At 62.0% G+C, this 19656-nt stretch carries 18 protein-coding genes and 1 pseudogene; 9 read left to right on the top strand and 10 right to left on the bottom strand.

Annotation, left to right across the window (positions count from 1 at the left end):
* Positions 1–42 precede the first annotated feature (42 nt).
* Positions 43–621, top strand: coding sequence for a DJ-1/PfpI family protein (locus CWR53_RS04915; protein WP_023534483.1), 579 nt, complete (start codon positions 43–45; stop codon positions 619–621).
* 25 nt (positions 622–646) lie between these two features.
* Here the strand turns inward: CWR53_RS04915 and CWR53_RS04920 are convergent, their stop codons facing one another.
* On the bottom strand, positions 647–1045 hold the full coding sequence (locus CWR53_RS04920) for a nuclear transport factor 2 family protein (RefSeq protein ID WP_100850943.1): 399 nt from the start codon (positions 1043–1045) through the stop codon (positions 647–649).
* Positions 1046–1160: 115 nt separating this feature from the next.
* Between CWR53_RS04920 and CWR53_RS04925 the strand changes: the two genes are divergently transcribed.
* On the top strand, positions 1161–1751 hold the full coding sequence (locus CWR53_RS04925) for a GNAT family N-acetyltransferase (protein WP_058603257.1): 591 nt from the start codon (positions 1161–1163) through the stop codon (positions 1749–1751).
* Positions 1748–2617 carry a carbon-nitrogen hydrolase family protein gene (locus tag CWR53_RS04930; protein WP_058603256.1) on the top strand — a complete coding sequence of 290 codons (870 nt, stop codon included), beginning with the start codon at positions 1748–1750 and terminating at the stop codon, positions 2615–2617. Before CWR53_RS04925 ends, CWR53_RS04930 begins: the two co-directional genes overlap by 4 nt.
* Before the next feature lie 97 nt (positions 2618–2714).
* Here CWR53_RS04930 and CWR53_RS04935 read toward each other — a convergent pair whose 3' ends face one another.
* Positions 2715–4238, bottom strand: coding sequence for a fumarate hydratase (locus tag CWR53_RS04935; protein WP_058603255.1), 1524 nt, complete (start codon positions 4236–4238; stop codon positions 2715–2717).
* Between the two features lie 280 nt (positions 4239–4518).
* On the opposite strand from CWR53_RS04935, the gene CWR53_RS04940 reads away from it, so the two are divergent.
* Positions 4519–5439: an iron-sulfur-binding ferredoxin reductase gene (locus CWR53_RS04940; RefSeq protein ID WP_100850944.1), complete on the top strand. Its 921-nt coding sequence runs from the start codon at positions 4519–4521 to the stop codon at positions 5437–5439.
* An 87-nt stretch (positions 5440–5526) separates the two neighbouring features.
* Here the strand turns inward: CWR53_RS04940 and pyk are convergent, their stop codons facing one another.
* Positions 5527–6981 carry a pyruvate kinase gene (gene pyk / locus CWR53_RS04945; RefSeq protein WP_100850945.1) on the bottom strand — a complete coding sequence of 485 codons (1455 nt, stop codon included), beginning with the start codon at positions 6979–6981 and terminating at the stop codon, positions 5527–5529.
* Between the two features lie 213 nt (positions 6982–7194).
* On the opposite strand from pyk, the gene CWR53_RS04950 reads away from it, so the two are divergent.
* The 3 genes from CWR53_RS04950 (at position 7195) to sbcB (ending at position 9656) form a co-directional block, all read left to right on the top strand.
* Positions 7195–7581 carry a hypothetical protein gene (locus CWR53_RS04950; RefSeq protein ID WP_023534272.1) on the top strand — a complete coding sequence of 129 codons (387 nt, stop codon included), beginning with the start codon at positions 7195–7197 and terminating at the stop codon, positions 7579–7581.
* Positions 7582–7696: 115 nt separating this feature from the next.
* Positions 7697–8062: a PilZ domain-containing protein gene (locus CWR53_RS04955; RefSeq protein WP_058603253.1), complete on the top strand. Its 366-nt coding sequence runs from the start codon at positions 7697–7699 to the stop codon at positions 8060–8062.
* A gap of 160 nt (positions 8063–8222) precedes the next feature.
* Entirely contained in the window at positions 8223–9656 is a 1434-nt protein-coding gene (gene sbcB / locus CWR53_RS04960) for an exodeoxyribonuclease I (protein WP_100850946.1), read from the top strand.
* A gap of 70 nt (positions 9657–9726) precedes the next feature.
* Here the strand turns inward: sbcB and mvaT are convergent, their stop codons facing one another.
* Positions 9727–10104: a histone-like nucleoid-structuring protein MvaT gene (gene mvaT / locus CWR53_RS04965; RefSeq protein WP_023534419.1), complete on the bottom strand. Its 378-nt coding sequence runs from the start codon at positions 10102–10104 to the stop codon at positions 9727–9729.
* A gap of 281 nt (positions 10105–10385) precedes the next feature.
* On the opposite strand from mvaT, the gene purU reads away from it, so the two are divergent.
* The gene (purU, locus tag CWR53_RS04970) at positions 10386–11237 is read left to right on the top strand and encodes a formyltetrahydrofolate deformylase (RefSeq protein WP_023534293.1); all 852 of its coding nucleotides are present in this window, start codon (positions 10386–10388) and stop codon (positions 11235–11237) included.
* Positions 11238–11419: 182 nt separating this feature from the next.
* On the opposite strand, the gene CWR53_RS04980 is transcribed toward purU, so the two are convergent.
* The 5 genes and pseudogenes from CWR53_RS04980 to CWR53_RS23445 form a co-directional block, all read right to left on the bottom strand.
* On the bottom strand, positions 11420–12412 hold the full coding sequence (locus tag CWR53_RS04980; RefSeq protein ID WP_058637124.1) for a lysylphosphatidylglycerol synthase transmembrane domain-containing protein: 993 nt from the start codon (positions 12410–12412) through the stop codon (positions 11420–11422).
* Positions 12409–13173 carry a DUF2334 domain-containing protein gene (locus tag CWR53_RS04985; protein WP_100850947.1) on the bottom strand — a complete coding sequence of 255 codons (765 nt, stop codon included), beginning with the start codon at positions 13171–13173 and terminating at the stop codon, positions 12409–12411. The genes CWR53_RS04980 and CWR53_RS04985 overlap by 4 nt, the downstream gene beginning before the upstream one ends.
* A complete protein-coding gene (locus tag CWR53_RS04990) occupies positions 13166–14287 on the bottom strand; it encodes a glycosyltransferase family 1 protein (protein WP_058603249.1) in 1122 nt (373 codons plus the stop codon). The genes CWR53_RS04985 and CWR53_RS04990 overlap by 8 nt, the downstream gene beginning before the upstream one ends.
* 176 nt (positions 14288–14463) lie before the next feature.
* Positions 14464–15228, bottom strand: coding sequence for a methyl-accepting chemotaxis protein (locus tag CWR53_RS23440; protein WP_373336313.1), 765 nt, complete (start codon positions 15226–15228; stop codon positions 14464–14466).
* A 141-nt stretch (positions 15229–15369) separates the two neighbouring features.
* Positions 15370–16338: pseudogene (locus CWR53_RS23445) on the bottom strand (cache domain-containing protein); the annotation flags it as partial.
* Between the two features lie 167 nt (positions 16339–16505).
* Here CWR53_RS23445 and CWR53_RS05000 point away from each other — a divergent pair.
* Complete coding sequence (locus CWR53_RS05000) at positions 16506–17981, top strand: helicase HerA-like domain-containing protein (protein ID WP_100850949.1); 1476 nt, start codon at positions 16506–16508, stop codon at positions 17979–17981.
* A gap of 67 nt (positions 17982–18048) precedes the next feature.
* Here the strand turns inward: CWR53_RS05000 and CWR53_RS05005 are convergent, their stop codons facing one another.
* A complete protein-coding gene (locus CWR53_RS05005; RefSeq protein WP_100850950.1) occupies positions 18049–19521 on the bottom strand; it encodes an inorganic phosphate transporter in 1473 nt (490 codons plus the stop codon).
* Positions 19522–19656 lie beyond the last annotated feature (135 nt).

A 19656-nucleotide genomic window follows, 5' to 3' on the forward strand; every position in this document is an offset into this window, starting at 1 on the left:
TCGTGCAATGACGGTTCACAGGCAATCGAGGGAATGGATGCGATGACGGCTAAGAAGATACTCATGCTGGTGGGCGATTACGTCGAGGACTACGAGGTCATGGTGCCCTTCCAGGCGCTGGGCATGGTCGGGCATACCGTGCACGCCGTGTGCCCGGAAAAGGTGGCGGGCCAGACCGTGCGCACGGCTATCCACGACTTCGAAGGCGACCAGACCTACAGTGAAAAGCCGGGGCACCAGTTTGCCCTGAACCAGGACTTCGTCCGGGCCCGCGCCGAAAGTTACGATGCACTGGTAATCCCGGGCGGGCGTGCCCCGGAATACCTGCGCCTTAACGAGAAAGTGCTCGACCTGGTGCGAGCGTTCGACCAGGCAGGCAAGCCCATCGCTGCCGTGTGTCACGGCGCCCAGTTGCTAGCCGCTGCCGGGGTGCTCAAAGGCCGGGAGTGCAGTGCGTACCCGGCCTGCGCGCCCGAGGTGCGCCTGGCCGGCGGCACCTATATCGACATTGCGGTGGACCAGGCCCATGTGGACGGCAACCTGGTCACTGCGCCCGCCTGGCCGGCTCACCCTGCGTGGTTGGCGGCGTTTTTGAAGGTGTTGGGCACCCGTATCCTCTGATTCATCAGGCCGCCCAGCCCGTGGGTCAGCCGACTTGTTCGACCCAATCGTTGAGGTTGTAGTAGTTGGTTACGCGGGCGATCTTGCCGCAATGGATATAGAAGAACGCGCCGGCCGGCAGGACATAGGTCTGGCCGGTGGCCGCAGGCAGGCCTTCGTCATCGGCCACATATTGCCCGTGCACGGTGAATTCCGCCGCCGCGCGACTGCCGTCGGCATTCTGCATCACCACGATGTCGGCCAGGCGCTCGCGGTAACAGCGGTTCATCTTGTCCATGAAGGCGGCGAACCTGGCCTTGCCCATCTGCCGCTCAACCTGATTGATGTCGTGAATCACATCTTCGCTGAGCAGGGCCAGAAACCCTGGCATGTCGCCTGTGTTGAACGCGGCGTAGTAAGCGTTTACCAATTCGGTAGCGGTCATGGAACAGTACCTGTCGTGTAGGGAAAAGGCGTGTCGTTGGCCTGGATGATAGGGTTTCCCCTCAAGCCCGGCTTAGCCGAGCGCGTCATCCACATCGACAAAACGACCGCCAAGCATGCAAATACGCCTACTGCACGGCGCCGCCATCGCGCCCTATATCGATGACCTCGCTCGTCTGCGCCTGACTGTGTTCCGCGAGTTCCCCTACCTCTACGATGGCTCGCCCGAGTACGAAGCCGACTACCTGGCCGCCTATGCCCGTTCCGGACGCAGCCTGGTGGTGCTGGCCATGGATGAGGACAAGGTAGTGGGCGCCTCCACGGGCCTGCCCCTGGTCGACGTTGCGCCCGAGTTCCAGGAGCCGTTCGTGGCCCAGGGCCGCGACCCGGCCAGCGTCTACTATTTCGGCGAGTCCGTGGTTCTGCCGCCATACCGAGGGCAGGGGCTTGGGGTACGCTTTTTCATCGAACGCGAATCCTATGCCCACAAATTGGCCGAGTTCGATTACTGCGCGTTCTGCGCCGTGGAGCGGCCCGGTGTACATCCGCGCCGCCCGGCCGACTACAAGCCCTTGCATGGGTTCTGGCGCAACCGCGGTTTTCTCCATGACCCGTCCCTGCGTACCCGGTATGCCTGGCGCGACCTGGACGAGCAGGAAAGCTCGGACAAGCTGATGTCGTTCTGGCTCAAGGAACTGCCCCTTTGATCCGTGTCGCGGCCTGCCAATACGCCATTGAGCTGCACGAAACCTGGGAGGCTTATGCCGACCACCTGCAGGGCTTGTGTGCAGAGGCGGTGGAGGCGGGCGCGCGCCTGCTGCTGCTGCCCGAATATGCAGGGCTGGTGCTCAGCGGGCAGCTGACACCCGAGCAGCGGGGGGACCTGAAGGCTTCCATTGCAGGCATCCAGCCTTTGATCGAGCCGTGGAAGGCCCTGTGTGCAGGCCTGGCCAAGCGTTGGGGCATCTACCTGCAACCAGGCACGCTTCCGGTACTGGACAGCGACGGCGCCTACCGCAACCGCGCCTGGCTGTTTGGCCCCCAAGGCGCGCTAGGGCATCAGGACAAGCTGATGATGACCCGCTTCGAGCGGGAACAGTGGGACATTAGCGCAGGCCATGGGCTGACGGTGTTCGACACCGATCTGGGGCGTCTTGGCATCCTGGTCTGTTACGACAATGAGTTCCCGCTCTTGGCACGGCGGTTGGCAGAGCGTGGGGCCGACCTGATCCTGGCGCCCAGCTGCACCGACACCGAAGCCGGCTATCACCGTGTACGGATCGGGGCTCAGGCACGCGCCTTGGAGAACCAGCTGGCCGTGTTGCAGAGCCCGACCGTGGGGCTGGCACCCTGGTCGCCGGCATTGGACGAGAACCTAGGCCGGGCAGGGCTGTTCGTGCCGCCTGATCGTGGCATGCCGGGGGATGGGGTAATGGCACTGAGCGAATCACTCGACCCGCAGTGCAGCCGTTGGCTGGTGTGCGATCTGGACCTGGAGGCCGTGCGCCGGGTCAGGCAGCAGGGGCAGGTATTTACCCGCAGGGACTGGCCCGAACAATTCGAACGTCTTTAAACGCAACGGCGGCGAGCCCTGGCATCAAGGTCCGCCGCCGCAGGTTGGGCTGCGCACGCGAGCGGCCCGTGAAAGCGCCGCCCGCTGTTGCCATGGGTTACTTCACTTCGACGGCCAGGCTCTGGGCAATCTTGCTCTGCCACAAGGCGGGGCCTGTGATGTGCACCGACTCACCGTTGCTGTCCACGGCCACGGTCACGGGCATGTCCTTGACCTCGAACTCGTAGATGGCTTCCATACCCAGCTCGGCAAAGGCCAGGACCTTGGACTTGCGGATGGCTTGCGCAACCAGATAGGCGGCGCCACCTACGGCCATCAGGTAGACGGCCTTGTTGTCCTTGATCGCTTCGATGGCGGTCGGGCCGCGCTCGGACTTGCCGATCATGCCCAGCAGACCGGTCTGCTCCAGGATCTGGCGGGTGAACTTGTCCATGCGCGTGGCGGTGGTGGGGCCAGCAGGGCCGACCACTTCGTCGCCTACCGGGTCGACCGGGCCGACGTAGTAGATGAAGCGGCCCTTGAGATCCACCGGCAGTGCTTCGCCGCGGTTGAGCATTTCGACCATGCGCTTGTGGGCTGCGTCCCGGCCGGTCAGCATCTTGCCGTTGAGCAGGATGGTTTCACCCGGTTTCCAGCTGGCCACTTCTTCGGGCGTGATGCTGTCGAGGTTGACACGACGGGCGCTTGGCCCCGCTTCCCAGACGATCTCGGGGTAGGCGTCCAGCGAAGGCGCTTCGAGCTCCGCCGGGCCGGTGCCGTCGAGCACGAAGTGGGCGTGACGAGTGGCCGCGCAGTTGGGGATCATGCACACCGGCAGCGAGGCGGCGTGGGTCGGGTAATCCATGATCTTGACGTCGAGCACGGTGGTCAGGCCACCGAGGCCCTGGGCGCCGATGCCCAGTTGATTGACCTTCTCGAACAGCTCCAGGCGGATTTCTTCCAGGCGGTTCTGCGGGCCGCGTGCCTTGAGCTCATGGATGTCGATGGACTCCATGAGCACTTCCTTGGCCATGACCGCGGCTTTTTCGGCAGTGCCGCCGATACCGATGCCCAGCATGCCAGGCGGGCACCAGCCAGCGCCCATGGTCGGAACGGTCTTGAGTACCCAGTCGACGATGGAGTCGGACGGGTTGAGCATGGCCATCTTGGACTTGTTTTCCGAACCGCCGCCCTTGGCTGCAACATCCACCTCGACCTTGTCGCCGGGGACGATGGAGTAGTGGATAACGGCCGGGGTGTTGTCCTTGGTGTTCTTGCGGGCACCGGCCGGGTCGGCCAGGATCGATGCGCGCAGCACGTTTTCGGGCAGGTTGTAGGCGCGGCGCACACCTTCGTTGATCATGTCGTCGACGCTCAGGGTGGCGCCGTCCCAGCGCACATCCATACCCACGCGCACGAATACGGTGACGATGCCGGTGTCCTGGCAGATAGGCCGGTGACCGGTGGCACACATGCGCGAGTTGATCAGGATCTGGGCGATGGAGTCGCGCGCAGCCGGCGACTCTTCGCGCAGGTAGGCCTCGTGCATGGCCTGGATGAAATCGACGGGGTGGTAGTACGAGATGAATTGCAGGGCGTCGGCAACGCTCTGAATCAGGTCGTCTTGCTTGATCACGGTCATGCAGCGCGCTCCTCTTAAAGACGGGAACATTCAGTGAGACGTTCGACGGAGCCGACCAGCCTGTCGAAACGCCTTGCAAAGGCGCGCCGACAGCCTGCCGACGCAAAAAAGGCGCGGCAGTATAGCGCGCCTGCCCCTGTGAAACACCTGCGAGTGGTCAGGACCATGGTCTGGCCGGTAGCCGGCATCCTTTTTGCTGCTAGGCACAGGACAGGGCATTAGAATCGACGGGCGCTCGGTCGCGTCCATCGGCACAAGGGGTTTGAACAGGTGAATGAACATGCCCGAAATTAGGGTGGGCACGCGTTGTTGGACGGTGCCGACGGGTGCCAACTTGCTCGATGCCCTGAACGAGGCAGGGCTCGGGGTGCCCTACAGCTGCCGCGCAGGGAGCTGCCATGCGTGCCTGGTACGGTGTGAGGACGGGTTGCCCCTCGACGCCCTGCCAGAAGCCCTGGCGCTGGACAGGCATGCCGTGGGCTGGCGCCTGGCTTGCCAGTGCCGCGTGGTCGAAGACCTGCGCGTGGAGGTGTTCGATCCGTTGCGCGACGGCGTAGGTGGCACTGTCAGCGAGCTGGACTGGTTCGGTGATGTGCTGCGGTTGCGCCTGCGGACCGAGCGCAGCGTCCGCTACCAGCCGGGCCAGCACGCGGTGCTCTGGTTGAGTGGGGTGGCGCGGCCCTATTCGCTGGCCAGCCTGCCGGGTGAAGATGATTACCTGGAGTTTCATATCGATTGCCAGCACCCCGGTGCATTCTGTGACCGGGCGCGGGCGCTGGAAGTGGGCGATGAGTTGCGCGTTGGCGAGGTGAGGGGCGGGGCATTGCATTACGACCTTGACTGGCAGGACCGACCGTTATGGCTACTGGCTGCCGGTACCGGGCTTGCACCGCTGTGGGGCATCGTGCGCGAAGCCTTGCGCCAAGGCCATCAGGGGGAGGTCAGGTTGCTGCACGTGGCCCACGACCGCGCAGGGCACTACTTGGCAGCGCCGTTGCAGCAGTTGCCAGGTGTGAACGTGGAATTGGTGATGATCGCGCAGTTGGAGGAGGCACTGGCTGCGCTGCGGCCTTCTTCGAGACAGACTTTGGCCTTGCTGTGCGGCGCGCCCGCCAGCGTCGAACGCTTTGCCCGACGGCTGTTCATCGCTGGGGTGCCGAGGGGGCAGGTGTTTGCAGACAGCTTTGTCGAGCACGCCTGAGCCGACGTATCTGCGGTGCCTGAACAGGGCCGCTTGCGCACGGAGAACGCGCGCGAAGCGACCCTGGCTCGTCAGCCGATCAGCCGATCAGCCGACCAGCGGATCACCGACATGCAGGATCTTCATGCCGTTGGTCCCACCGATGGTGTGGTAGCTGTCGCCCTTGGTGAGGATCACCCAGTCACCTTGCTCGACCAGCCCACGCTTGAGCAGCTCGTCCACGGCGGCCTGGCTGACCTTGTCGGCCGGCAGCGATGCCGGGTCGAAATCGATCGGGTAAACACCGCGGAACATCGAGGCACGGGCCTGGGTGGCGCGGTGCGGAGACAGGGCGAAAATTGGCACGTGCGAGCGCAGGCGCGACATGATCAGTGGGGTATAACCGCTCTCGGTCAGGGCGATGATCGCCTTCACACCCGGGAAGTGGTTGGCCGTGTAGATGGCTGCCAGGGCGATGCTTTCGTCGCAGCGCTCGAACGTGGTGTGCAGGCGGTGGCTGGAGCGCTGGCTGGTCGGGTGCTTCTCGGCACCCAGGCAGATGCGCGCCATGGCCTGGACCGCTTCGATCGGGTATGACCCGGCGGCGCTTTCGGCCGACAGCATCACGGCATCGGTGTTGTCGAGCACGGCGTTGGCCACGTCGGACACTTCGGCACGGGTCGGCATCGGGTTCTGGATCATCGACTCCATCATCTGGGTCGCGACGATCACTGCCTTGTTGTTGCGGCGGGCGTGCTGGATGATCTTCTTCTGGATGGCGATCAGCTCGGCGTCGCCGATTTCCACGCCCAGGTCACCACGGGCAACCATGACGGCGTCGGAGGCTGCAATGAGCTTGTCGAGGGTTTCGTCGTCGGCAACCGCTTCGGCGCGTTCGATCTTGGCCACCAGCCAGGCGCTGCCACCGGACTCGTCACGCAGCTTGCGGGCGTATTCCATGTCGCTGGCGTCACGCGGGAAGGACACGGCCAGGTAGTCCAGGTCCATCTCGGCAGCCAGCTTGATGTCGGCCTTGTCCTTCTCGGTCAGGGCCGGTGCAGTCAGACCGCCACCTTTGCGGTTGATGCCCTTGTGGTCCGACAGCGGGCCACCGATGATCACCACGCAGTGCAGGGCGTCGGCGGTGGCGGTTTCGACGCGCATGACCACGCGGCCATCGTCGAGCAGCAGTTCGTCGCCAACGCCACAGTCCTTGACCAGGTCGGGGTAGTCGATACCGACGATGTCCTGGTTGCCTTCTGTCAGCGGATGAGCGGTCGAGAAGGTGAAGGTGTCACCGACTTTCAGTTCGATGCGCTTGTTGGCGAACTTGGCGATGCGGATCTTCGGACCCTGCAGGTCGCCGAGCAAGGCCACGTGACGGCCATTCTTGGCAGCGATTTCACGGATCAGGCGGGCGCGTGCCTTGTGCTCGTCCGGAGTGCCATGAGAGAAGTTCAGGCGAGCCACGTCCAGGCCGGCGAGGATCAACTGTTCGATCACTTCCGGCGAATTGCTGGCGGGGCCAAGGGTGGCGACGATTTTGGTACGGCGGATGGTCATGCACAGACTCCTATAGTGAAGCGCAGCGAGAGGCTACTCCTGAATCGAGCTGTAGTCATCGTTAGGTTGCACTACCTGGTTTTGGAAAACTGTGCAGGTGACAGTCGCACACATTTGTTGGCTGGCGTGTGTCGGGCAAGTGCACGCGGTATGTGCCGATCGTTGAAGAATCCGATCGGGCGGCCGATATGCTGTTCAGCAAAGGAGAGTCCCATGCGCATGCTGATCGTTTTAGCCCTCGCGGCCAGTGCCGTCGGGTGTACCCGCTGGTCCATGGACCACCATCTCAACAATGCCTACCGCGCTTATGACCGGGGTGATTGCCAGCGGGTAATGCTGGAGCTGTCCCAGGTCGATCGTACCAGCCGCGCCCGGCCGTTCATCCACCCGGAAGTCGCGTTGCTGCGTGGGCAGTGCCTGGAGCGGCAAGCGTTGTATGTGGATGCCGCACAGACCTACCAGTACCTGATCCAGCGCTATCCGGGCAATGAATATGCCTACCGTGCCCAGGCGCGCCTGCAAACACTGGAGAAACTCGGCCACTACCGCGGCGGTGAACCGGCCGTGACCAGGCCAGCGACGAGCGTACCTTGGCGCTAATGCCAAGGTGTGTTGTATTGACAGGGAGATTTGTCGCAGCGTGCGCTAACCTGTAACTCAACTGATACAACAACCGCCAGTACCAGGCATTCCTGGCATCGCGGACGGACTGACCTTGACGCTATTCAATAAACGACTTATCGACCGCCACCAGCTGCCCTTTGTCCTGAAAGTGTTCAATCGCTTCAACGGCCAGGAGATGGGCCAGCTCGGCAACGCCTCCGAAAACGGCATGATGCTGATCAGCGAACTGCCGGTCATGGTGGGCCCCGATTACGAATTGCAGTTGCGCCTGCCGTTGACGGGGGGTGGGCATCAGTTCGTCAACCTTACGGCCAGTTGCCTGTGGTGCCGCGAGGACCAGACCCCTGGGTATTACGATTCGGGTTTCATGTTGTTGCAGGCCCCTCGCGAATACGATGACTTTGTACGCTCCCTGCAGGAGTACTTCAGTTTTCGCGCTTCCTCTACCTCGGTTTGACAGGTCGGTATTGCCGAGCGCTGATGCCTGCCCATGGGACTGGCCCGCGCCAATAGGGGCTGCATAGCACCCCCTACTGGCCCCAGGTAGCTTCATCGGCTCGACGTCAGGCCCGGCTCAACGCGTTAGAATCAGGGCGACCCTGCAACAGGACGGCCCTGTGACCTCAAGCATCTTCTGGCATGACTACGAAACCACTGGTATCAACCCGCGCTGCGACCGGCCCGTGCAGATGGCAGGGGTACGTACTGACCTTGACCTCAATGAAATCGACGATCCGGTCAACCTCTATTGCCGCCTATCGGACGATATTCTGCCGCACCCTGCTGCCTGCCTGGTGACGGGCGTCACGCCGCAACAGTTGGCCGAAAAAGGCCTCGGCGAGGCCGAGTTCATGGCGCGGGTGCACGCCGAGCTGGCACAACCCGGCACCTGTGGCGCCGGCTACAACACGCTGCGTTTCGACGACGAGGTCACCCGCTACAGCCTCTACCGCAACTTCTTCGACCCTTACGCCCGCGAATGGCAGGGCGGCAACAGCCGCTGGGACTTGATCGATGTCGTTAGAGCCGCGTGCGCCTTGCGGCCCGATGGCATCCAATGGCCCCAGCAGGACGGGCGCACAAGTCTGCGCCTTGAGTTGTTGAGCAAGGCCAATGGCATCGAGCATGGCCATGCACACGAAGCGCTGTCCGATGTTCGGGCGACCATTGCCCTTGCTCGGCTGATACGCGAGAAGCAGCCCAAGTTGTACGACTGGTTGTTTCAGCTTCGCAGCAAGCATAAGGTCATGGAGCAAATACGGTTGCTACAGCCGATGGTGCATATTTCCGGGCGCTTCAGTGCCGCGCGTCATTACCTGGGCATCGTGTTGCCATTGGCCTGGCACCCTAAGAACCGCAATGCATTGATTGTTTGCGATCTGCATCAGCAAACCCTGCCGCTGATTGAGGAAAATGCTGAAACTTTACGCCAGCGGCTCTATACCCGTCGGGAAACACTTGGCGAAGGCGAGCTGCCCGTACCGCTCAAACTCATTCAGATCAACCGCTGTCCGGTGGTCGCGCCCCTTTCTGTAATACGACCAGCCGATCAAGCGCGTCTTGGGATCGACCTGGATACGTCACAACGGCGCGCAGAGGCATTGGCCCGTCAACAGGATCAATGGCAGGAAAAACTGGCGCTTATTTATACACAAGACGGTTTTGCGGCCAGTGAAGATCCTGAGCAGCAATTGTATGAGCGGTTTCTCGGCCAGCGTGACCGGCGGCTATGCGATCAAGTGCGTTCGCTGGCGCCCGCGCAGTTGGGCGCCGGGCAGTGGATGTTCGATGATCCACGCCTGCCCGAACTACTCTTTCGCTACCGTGCGCGTAACTTTCCGGACACCTTGAACGCTGAAGAGCGGGCGCGATGGCAGGATTTTTGTAGGCAGCGTCTGGCTGACCCCCGCTGGGGTGCGCCCAATACCTTGGGTGATTTCGCCCAGGCCCTGGCCGTAGCCTGGCCTGAAGCGGATGAAGCAGGGCGGCAAGTGCTGACTGCCTGGCAACTGCATGCCAACGCGTTGCAAACGCGGTTCGCCGTCAATTGAAACCCATAAAAAAACGCCGGTTATTAACCGGCGTTTTCTTTACGAATATCAAATAGCGGGCAACGGACAATCAGTCCAGCAGGGTGGCCCAGCTTTCTACCTCGTCACCGCCCCATTGAGCTTTCCACTCTTTCAGGGTTTTGTGGTTGCCACCTTTGGTTTCGATGACTTCACCGTTGTGCGGGTTCTTGTATTGCTTGACCTTGCGCGCGCGTTTAGTGCCAGTGGTTTTCACGGCGCCACGCGGCAGTTTGCTCATCTTGGCATCAGGGTCGAGCAGGGCAATGATGTCACGCAGCGATTTGGAATATTCGCCCATCAGGGTGCGCAGTTTGCCTTCGAACTCCAGTTCTTTTTTCAGCTTGTCATCCTGAGACAGGTTGGCCAGGCGGGCCTGAAGTTCCTTGATGGCTTCTTCGGTGGCACGGTACTCGTTGATCAGGGACATGGAGTGTTCCTTAATGCGTGTTCGGGAATGTGTGGAGCAATAGTAAACAGGCAACTCTCGCAAGTAAACATATGATTGATGTATTAACAGTTGGTTAAGCTGTGACAGTATTTCTCCAAGTGAACAAAAATTTACCTAGGTTGCCGTTTCATCCATAAATCTTGTCAGAAGATTCCCAACGCGTAGGCCCAACGGCCCTATGCAGCACGTCGCAATCATTACTGCGTTTTTCTCAGCGTGCCGCTAGAATGAGCGCCTTTGCGAGTTCTGGAGTCTTATTCATGCGCACCTACCGTCTGGTGATCGCTTGCCCCGACCGTGTCGGCATCGTGGCGAAAGTCAGTAATTTCCTGGCCTTGTACAACGGCTGGATCACCGAAGCCAGCCATCACTCCGACGAGCAGACTGGCTGGTTCTTCATGCGTCATGAAATTCGCGCCGAGTCGCTGCCCTTCGGCATCGAGGCTTTTCGCGAAGCGTTCGCGCCCATCGCCGAAGAGTTCTCCATGACCTGGCGCGTGACCGATTCTGCCCAGAAGAAGCGGGTCGTGTTGATGGCCAGCCGTGAATCCCATTGCCTGGCTGACCTGCTGCACCGCTGGCACAGCGATGAGCTCGATTGCGACATTCCCTGCGTCATTTCCAACCACAATGACCTGCGCAGTATGGTCGAGTGGCACGGTATTCCGTTTTTCCATGTTCCAGTAGACCCCAAGGACAAGGCCCCGGCGTTTGCCGAAGTGTCACGCCTGGTGCAGGAACATGCAGCCGATGTGGTCGTGCTGGCGCGGTACATGCAAATTCTGCCGCCGCAACTCTGCCAGGACTATGCTGAGAAGGTGATCAACATTCACCATAGCTTCCTGCCATCGTTCGTCGGCGCCAAACCGTACCACCAGGCGGCGCTGCGTGGCGTGAAACTGATCGGCGCGACTTGCCACTATGTGACCGAAGAGCTGGACGCCGGCCCTATCATCGAGCAGGACGTGGTGCGGGTTACCCACGCCGACAGCATCGAGGACATGGTCCGCTTCGGGCGCGACGTGGAAAAAATGGTGCTGGCCCGCGGCCTGCGCTATCACCTGGAAGATCGGGTTCTGGTGCACGGCAACAAGACAGTGGTGTTCGACTGATCGCAGGGCTACTCCCAGACCTGTTGAGCAACCTGAGGATCGACCCATGGGACGGCGCGGTACACCTACAGCCTCACCTCCCCCTGTAGTGGGTCAGGGTTGCCTGGCCCGCTACGATCTCGACGCCTTGCAGGACACCGACGGTACCGACTTCCCCGGTGCCGCGGCGCTTTGGCAAGCGCTCAACCCACCTGACGGCGCCAGCGCTCCAGCAGCGGACGCGCCAGCAGGCACACGAACACCGGCCCTCCGGCGAGCAGATACAGGTAGTAAGTGATGGCACGCCAGATCAGGATCGCTGCCGCCGCCGTCGAGCTGCCCACCATGGGTGTCAGCAGGCTGGCCGAGGTCAGCTCGGCAGCGCCTGCGCCGCCGGGCATCATGCTGAACTGACCGGCGCTGAGCGATAGCATCTGGACCAGGAAACTGGGGATCCAGGCCAGCTCCACGCCCAAGCCCCTGACCACTAGATACAGCACGCTAAAGCGCAGCCCCCAATGGACGCATGTCAGGCTGAACACCAGAAACAAAGTGCGCTTGGGCAGCTGCCAGGTTTGCGCCAAGGCCTGCACGAAACGAAGCAGCTTGCGTGCCCAGCGTCGTTTACGCGGTGCGCTGGTGCCCAGGCGCTGCAACAGTCGGCCGTTCAGACGCATCACCTTGCGCCGGTAGCGCAGCAACATCACCACGCCTGCCAGCGCCGCGCACAGCAGTGCTGCACTGCCCAGCAACATGCTTTCCTGGCTGCGCCCAAGGCTATGAAACAACGCATAGCCTGCGATCGCCAGCATGGCGCAGAAGAAAAACACCAAGTCATTGAGCTGATCCATCGCGAACACCGCGCCGCTGCGGGCTGCACTGATGCCCTCGCGGGCCAGCAAGGCCATCAGGGTCAAGGGGCCGCCGCCGCCACCTGGAGTGGTACAGATGGCGAACTCGGTGGCCATGACCACACCCAATGTGCGCACCCGCGATACACGCGCTGCCTGATCGCCCAGCAGCAGGCGCATCCGGCAGGCGTTGATCACCCAGCACAGCAGGATCATGCCCACCAACGTCATGAGCAGCTGCGGATCGAAACGGCTCAGCTTGGGCAGCAGTTCGCTGCCGCCCAACAGTGCAGGCACCAACGCTGCGCCCAACAGCGCCAAGCCCAGCAGCAGCCAGCGGTTCACGCTGCCACCTGCCGCTCCAGCCAGGCTGATTTGGTCAAGGGTTCACGCCCGTCTTCGATCAGTTTTTCAAGGGTGCGCAACCAGTAGTCCCGTGAGTAGCGATGGCGCATGTCCACCGGATGCAGCCCGAGGCGCAGGGTGTTGGCGCCTTGCCAACGTCGACATTGCCAGTCACTGAGCACCCGCGACACTCCACGGCGCCAGGCGCTGCGCGCGCTCCAGACCAGACCGGGTGCATCGATGGCGGTAAAGTCCGGCAGGCGATAGAGGTGCTGCGGGGTGCTGGTGTACTTCAGCGGCAGTTGGCGCAGTGCTTGTCGCGTGCCCTGGCTCATCAACCAGGCGGGGGCCACGAAGCCTGCCACGGGCCAGCCTTGACGGTCGAACAGCGCCAGGCCGTCTTGTAGTCGGGCGATGGCCTGGTGTTCGTCCAGCGCGTAGAACTCGCCTTCATGGGTATAAATCCGCCGCATGAAGTAGTCCAGGGGCGTGCGCGGCGTGGGACCTTCATCGGCATGGGCATAACCGTGCAGGGCCAGCTCGTCACCCGCGGCCAGACGGCGATCAAGCAACTGGCAAAAGCCGGGAGACTGAGTCAGCAGGTTACGTCGATGAAAATCGGGTACCACCAGCCAAGTCATGGGCACGTTACCCAATGCATCGACCGCCTGCACGAACGGCTCGTAGTCTGGCCAGGTCTCTGGGGCCACGTCATGCAGCACCAGCATCACGCTGCGGGAACGGAGACAGGCCTCAAGCATGTGCCCGCACCTGCTGTTGGTGGCCCAGTACGGCCTGGTAATGCTCAAGCAGGCCGTTGACCACGTTGTCCCATGAGTAATGCTGCTCTACATGCCGCCTGGCCTGGGCACCGAGCTTGCGCGCACCCGCTTCGAACGCCTCGCGCACGGCCAGGGCCATTGCCCTGGCGTCGTTGGGTTGGCACAAGCGACCGCACTGGTCGTTGACGATTTCGCCGAAGGCGCCGGCACGCACTGCAACCACGGGCGTACCACTGGCCATGGCTTCAAGGATGACCAGGCCGAACGTTTCCTGGTCGCCGGCATGCACCAACAGGTCGGCGCTGGCCATCAGGCGAGCCACCTGGTCAGGTGGGCAGAACTGGCCGATCACGCTGACGTTGTCGGGCACATTGGCGGGCATGTTGGACCCCACCAGCAGCAGGTGATAACCGCGCCCCAACTGCCGCATGCACTCAAGCAGAACGGGCAGGTTCTTCTCCCGTGAGCCACGGCCTGCATAGATCAGCAACCGGCAGGTGTCGGCGATGCCCAGTTCGGCTCGCACCTGTGGATCGCGGCGTGCAGGATTGAAGGTTTCCAGGTCCACGCCCAGTGGCTGCACGTGGACATCACGTACTCCCAGGCGACGGAGTTTGTCTGCCATGACCTTGCTCGGTGCGAGCACCCGGTCGAAATTGCCATACAACTTGCTGACATAAGCCTCGACGTTGGGCGTGAACCAATTGCCCATACGGTTGCTCACTAACAGCGGCAGGTCGGAGTGATAGAAGCCAATGACCGGCACGTCCAGCTGACGGCGAGCTTCCAGCGCCGCCCAGGCGGTCAGATACGGGTCGCCGACTTCGATCAGGTCTGGCTTTAGCGTGCGCAGCGTGTTGCACCATGGCGCCAGGCGCACCGGAAAGCGGTAGCCTTTGCCAAAGGGCAGGGGTAGTGCAGGCACATGATAGACACCACCTTCATGCCGAGCGCTGGCGCCGGGGATCAACAGGCTGTGACGGACACCTTGCACGGCATCCAGGCGGTGGTGTTTGGCATCAAGGTAAGTGCGTACGCCGCCGCTGGCCGGGGCGTAGAACATGGTGATGTCGGCAATGTGCACGATCTGCATCCCTCCGGGATCGTCTTTCGGGTCTGTCATCGCGCGGTAACGAAACCGGCGTTGACATGCCATGAAGTTGACCTTTCAGAAGGGTAGTTTGTTCGATCAGCTTGTGCGGTTGGCCGCCCGGCAGCCGAGCGCTAGGCAATAGCGCTCGGTGGGTCGGTGCCGGGGCTGGGCCGGCTTCAGATACGGAAGGTGCCGACCAGGTGTTTCAGGCGGCTGGCCTGCTGCTCCAGGTCAGAACAGGCACGCAGCGTCGCCTGCAGGTTTTCGACGCCTTCCTGGTTGAGCATGTTGATTTCGTTGATATCCATGTTGATGGCTTCGACCACGGCCGTCTGCTCTTCGGTGGCCGTGGCCACGGACTGGTTCATGCCATCGATTTCGCCAATGCGCACGGTGACACTGTCCAGCCGCTCACCTGCCTGGTTGGCGATCTGCACGCTGTCCAGGCTGTGGCGCTGGCTCTGGTCCATGGTTTCGACCGACTCGCGGGCACCCACTTGCAGCTCCTCGATCATGCCCTGGACCTGCTGCGCGGATTCCTGGGTGCGATGGGCCAGGTTGCGCACCTCGTCGGCCACCACTGCGAAACCACGACCTGCTTCACCGGCGCGCGCGGCCTCGATGGCGGCGTTGAGCGCCAGCAGGTTGGTCTGCTGGGAGATGCTGGTGATCACTTCGAGAATCTGGCCGATGTTGACGGTCTTGCTGTTGAGCGTCTCGATGTGGGCGCTGGACGTTACGATCAAGTCGGAAAGACGGTTCATGGCGGCGATGTTGCGATCGACCACCTGCTGGCCTTCTTCTGCCAGGCGCCTTGCAGAGCTTGCGTGCTGGGACGCCTGCGCCGCATTGCCGGCGATCTCCTGGGCGGCAGCGCCCAGCTCGTTGATGGCGGCCGCCACGCTGTTGGTGCGGTTGGACTGTTCGTCGGAATTGGTCATCGACGAGTTGGACGCACTGATGACACGCAACGCGACTTCGTTCACCTGCTCGGTGGCCGAGGACACTTCACGGATCGAGCCGTGGATACGCTCGACGAAGCGGTTGAAGGCGTTGCCCAGGATGCCGAACTCGTCGTGGTGGTGGATGCGCAGGCGCTTGGTAAGGTCGCCTTCACCCTCGGCGATGTCCTCCATGGCCCGTGTCATGGTGTGCAGCGGCTGCATCAGCACACGGATCAGCAGCCCCAGCAGGGCGATGATGATCACCACGGCCACCACGGTGGCAATCACGGCGGAGGTGCGGAATGTGCTGAGCATCGCGAAGGCCTTGTCCTTGTCCACCGACAGGCCGATGTACCAATTGGCCGAAGGCAAGCCGGTCACCGGTGTGAACGTCAGCAGGCGGGCCTGGCCGTCACTTTGCACTTCGGTGAGCTCGGACGTGAGCTTTGGTGTGCGCTCAGGGAACAGGTCTGACAATGATTTCATCACCAGGCCTTGATCCGGGTGCACCAGGATCTTGCCTTGGTCATTTACCAGGAAGGCATAGCCCATGCCGCCGAAATTCAGCGAGTTGATGATTTGCGCCAGGCCGTCCAGCGCCAGGTCACCCCCGACCACGCCCACCGAATCGGCCACCTTGTCGAGGATGCCGATGACCATCTTGTTGGTGGTCATGTCGATGTAGGGTTCGGTCAGCAGGGTGCCGCTGGCACTCATGCCATCCTTGTACCAGGGGCGTGTGCGGGGGTCGTAGCCGTCAGGCATCTTTGCATCCGGGCGTACGCTGAAGCTGCCATCGACCCTGCCCAGGTAAACGGTTAGGAAACTCGATATCAGCGCCTGCTGGTCCATCAGGGTTTCAGCGTTGGCCGGTTGCTGGGCGATATTCTGCGCCAGGTTTTCGACCAGTTTGATACGCCCCTCGAACAAACTGCGGATGTTGGTCGAAGTGGAGGCGCCCATCTCAGTCAGGTAGTCCTGAAGGTCCTCGCGAATCGCATTACGCTGCAGATAATCGTTGTAGAGGGTGAACAGGCTGAATGCGAGGATCACGATCAGTGATGCTGCCAGCAGAATCTTGTGGCTGAAACGAAGGCTTTTGTTCATGAAATCATCGGGTCCGCTAAGGTTTTGTATCAGGCGTTCGCAGCTGTAGGGCCCAGCCAGTGCAACATCCCGAAAAGTCCTTTTTCGGTTGTTCTCTCTGAGTAAGGCGAATATCACCCAGAGGTATCGGCCGGAGTAAGACAAAGCTTGAGCAGAGGATTAAAGAGATGTCGGAATCTTCATTTATCGTTGTAGGATCAAGCCCTGATGGCCAGCCCGTAGGGCAGGCGATGCGGCTTGCCAACCGGCACGGGCTGGTGGCAGGGGCCACCGGTACCGGCAAGACCGTGACCCTGCAACACTTGGCCGAAGCGTTCAGCGATGCCGGGGTGGCGGTGTTCGCGGCCGACGTCAAGGGCGACCTGTGTGGGCTGGGCGCCAAAGGCGCGCCTGAGGGCAAGGTGGCCGAGCGCATCGCCGGGATGCCTTGGTTGCGCCATCAGCCAAAGGCCTATCCGGTGAGCGTGTGGGACATCGCGGGCCAGTCGGGTCATCCGTTGCGTACCACGATCAGCGAAATGGGGCCTTTGCTGCTGGGCAACCTGCTTGAGCTCACCGATAGCCAACAGGCAGCGCTGTATGCCAGTTTCAAGGTGGCTGATCGCGAAGGCCTGCTGTTGCTGGACCTCAAGGACCTCAAAGCGCTGCTTGGCCACTTGAAGGACAACCCGCAGGTGTTGGGCGAAGACAGTGCGCTGGTGACCGGCGCGTCCGTTCAGGCGTTGCTGCGCAGGCTGGCCACCCTGGAGCAACAGGGGGCAGAGGCGTTGTTCGGTGAGCCGGCATTGCAGCTCGAAGACATTCTGCGGCCCGACCCGGATGGGCGAGGGCGCATCCATTTGCTCGACGCCAGCCGCCTGGTGCATGAGGCACCCAAGGTCTATGCCACGTTTCTGCTGTGGCTGCTGGCCGAACTGTTCGAGCAACTGCCCGAGCTTGGCGATGCCGAAAAACCGGTGCTGGCGTTGTTCTTCGATGAAGCGCACCTGCTGTTCAAGGACACGCCCAAGGCCTTGCAGGACCGCCTGGAGCAGGTGGTGCGGCTGATTCGCTCAAAGGGGGTAGGGGTGTATTTCGTCACCCAGTCCCCAGCGGATCTACCCGATGCAGTCCTGGCCCAACTGGGTTTGCGAATCCAGCATGGCCTGCGGGCTTATACGGCCAAGGAGCAGAAGGCGCTGCGTGCCGTAGCTGAGGGCTTTCGCCCCAACCCTTCATTCGATGCGTTGTCTTCGCTGACCGAACTGGGCATCGGGGAGGCCTTGGTCGGCACGCTTGAGGACAAGGGAACACCTGCCAGGGTGCAGCGGGTGCTGATCGCGCCCCCGCAATCGCGCATCGGCCCGTTGAGTGAGTCTGAACGCAGTGCGCTGATTGCGCGTTCACCCTTGGTTGGCCGTTATGACAAACCCATAGACCGGGACTCGGCTTACGAAAGGCTCAACCAGCGCAAAGGCGAAGCGGTGGAGCCCGCGCCGCAACCCAAGGCCGATGACAGCAGTTTTGCCGAAAAGGCGGGCGAATTCCTGCAAGGCGCGGCCGGGCAGGCGATCAAGTCGGCGGTGCGTCAGGCTGCCAATCAACTGGGGCGGCAGCTGGTGCGCGGGCTGATGGGCTCGTTGCTGGGCGGGAAGAAGAAGTAGCTGCGCGGTGTGAAGCCATCGCCCATAAAAAAAGGCGCCCTACGGCGCCTTCTTATACGGGCTGAGGTCAGCCGATTGCCTTGGACGCCAACCAAAACAGGCCCGCTGCAAGACCCATCGAGGCAGGCAGGGTCAGCACCCAAGCCATCAGGATGGTCTTCACCGTGCCGCCCTGCAGGCCGCTTTTGTTGGCGACCATGGTGCCGGCAACGCCGGAAGACAGTACATGCGTGGTGGAAACCGGCAGCGCAAACACGTTGGCCATGCCAATGGCGCAGGCCGCGGTGATCTGCGCCGACATGCCCTGGGCATAGGTCATGCCCTGCTTCCCGATCTTCTCGCCGACGGTCAACACCACGCGGCGCCAGCCAACCATGGTGCCCAGGCCCAGGGCCAGGGCAACGGCCACGATCACCCAGAACGGGGTGTACTCAGTGGTGGCGGTCAGGTCCTTGCGCAGCTTTTCCAGGTCCGACTTTTCACGCGCGTCCAGGCCTGGCAGCTTGCCAACCTTCTTCGCGGTGTCGTCCAGGCACAGCAGGTAACGGCGTACTTCGACACGCTTGTCCGCGTCCAGGGCCCGGTAGTCGGTCACGCCTTGCAGCGAGGATTGCAGCGCGGCGATGGTCGGCTCGGTCTGCTGCGGATTGCAGCTGAACTGCTCAGGCAGGTCACTGGCCTTGGCCTTGCCCAGCGCCAGGAATTCACCCAGCGTGGCAGCGTTGCGCTCGTAGAACTGGCTCATGTGCAACGTGGCATCACGGGTGCGTTCGATCTGGTAGGTGGTGCTGTTCAGGTCGAGCACGAACTTGGCCGGTACAATGCCGATCAATACCAGCATGATCAGGCCAATGCCTTTCTGACCGTCATTGGAGCCGTGCACGAAGCTCACGCCCATGGCCGAAATCACCAGCACCAGGCGATTCCAGAACGGCGGGTGCTTCTTGTCGTCCAGTTTGCGGCGTTGTTCAGGCGTCTTGTGCATCTTCGACAGCGGGCGCCACCATTTCAGGCCAAGCAGGACCAGTGCAGCCACGGCAAACCCGGCAATCGGCGAAACCACCAGGGACATGGCGATATCGATGGCTTTCTGCCAATTGACGCCGTCACCCAGCGGAATGCCGTTGATGAGCGCGTTGGCCAGGCCCACGCCCAGAATCGAGCCGATCAGGGTGTGCGAGCTGGAAGCAGGAATACCGAAGTACCAGGTGCCCAGGTTCCAGGTAATGGCTGCGGCCAGCAGCGAGAAGACCATGGCCAGGCCATGCCCGGTGTTCACATTGATCAGCAACTCTACCGGTAGCAGGTGCACGATGGCGTAAGCCACCCCGACCCCACCCAGCAGAACGCCAAGGAAGTTGAACACGCCGGAGAAGAACACGGCCAGGTGTGGCGGCATGGCTTTGGTGTAGATGACGGTGGCTACCGCGTTGGCGGTGTCATGAAAGCCATTGATGAACTCGAAGGCGAGCACGAAGGTCAAGGCGAGCAGCAGGCTCACCAATACCCAGGCATCCAGTCCGCTGAATAAATCGATCATGAAGGTTGTCTGGCGGTCGTAGGGGGGCCGGATTATGCCAGAAAACGTTGGCAATCGATGCACCCACCGCAGCCGCTGATCATGTCGCGCAAGTCAGAAAACGCCACCTGCAGCCGCAGGTGAGCCGGCATCATC

The organism is Pseudomonas sp. SGAir0191 (assembly GCF_002812565.2).
Classification (GTDB): Bacteria; Pseudomonadota; Gammaproteobacteria; order Pseudomonadales; family Pseudomonadaceae; genus Aquipseudomonas; species Aquipseudomonas parafulva_B.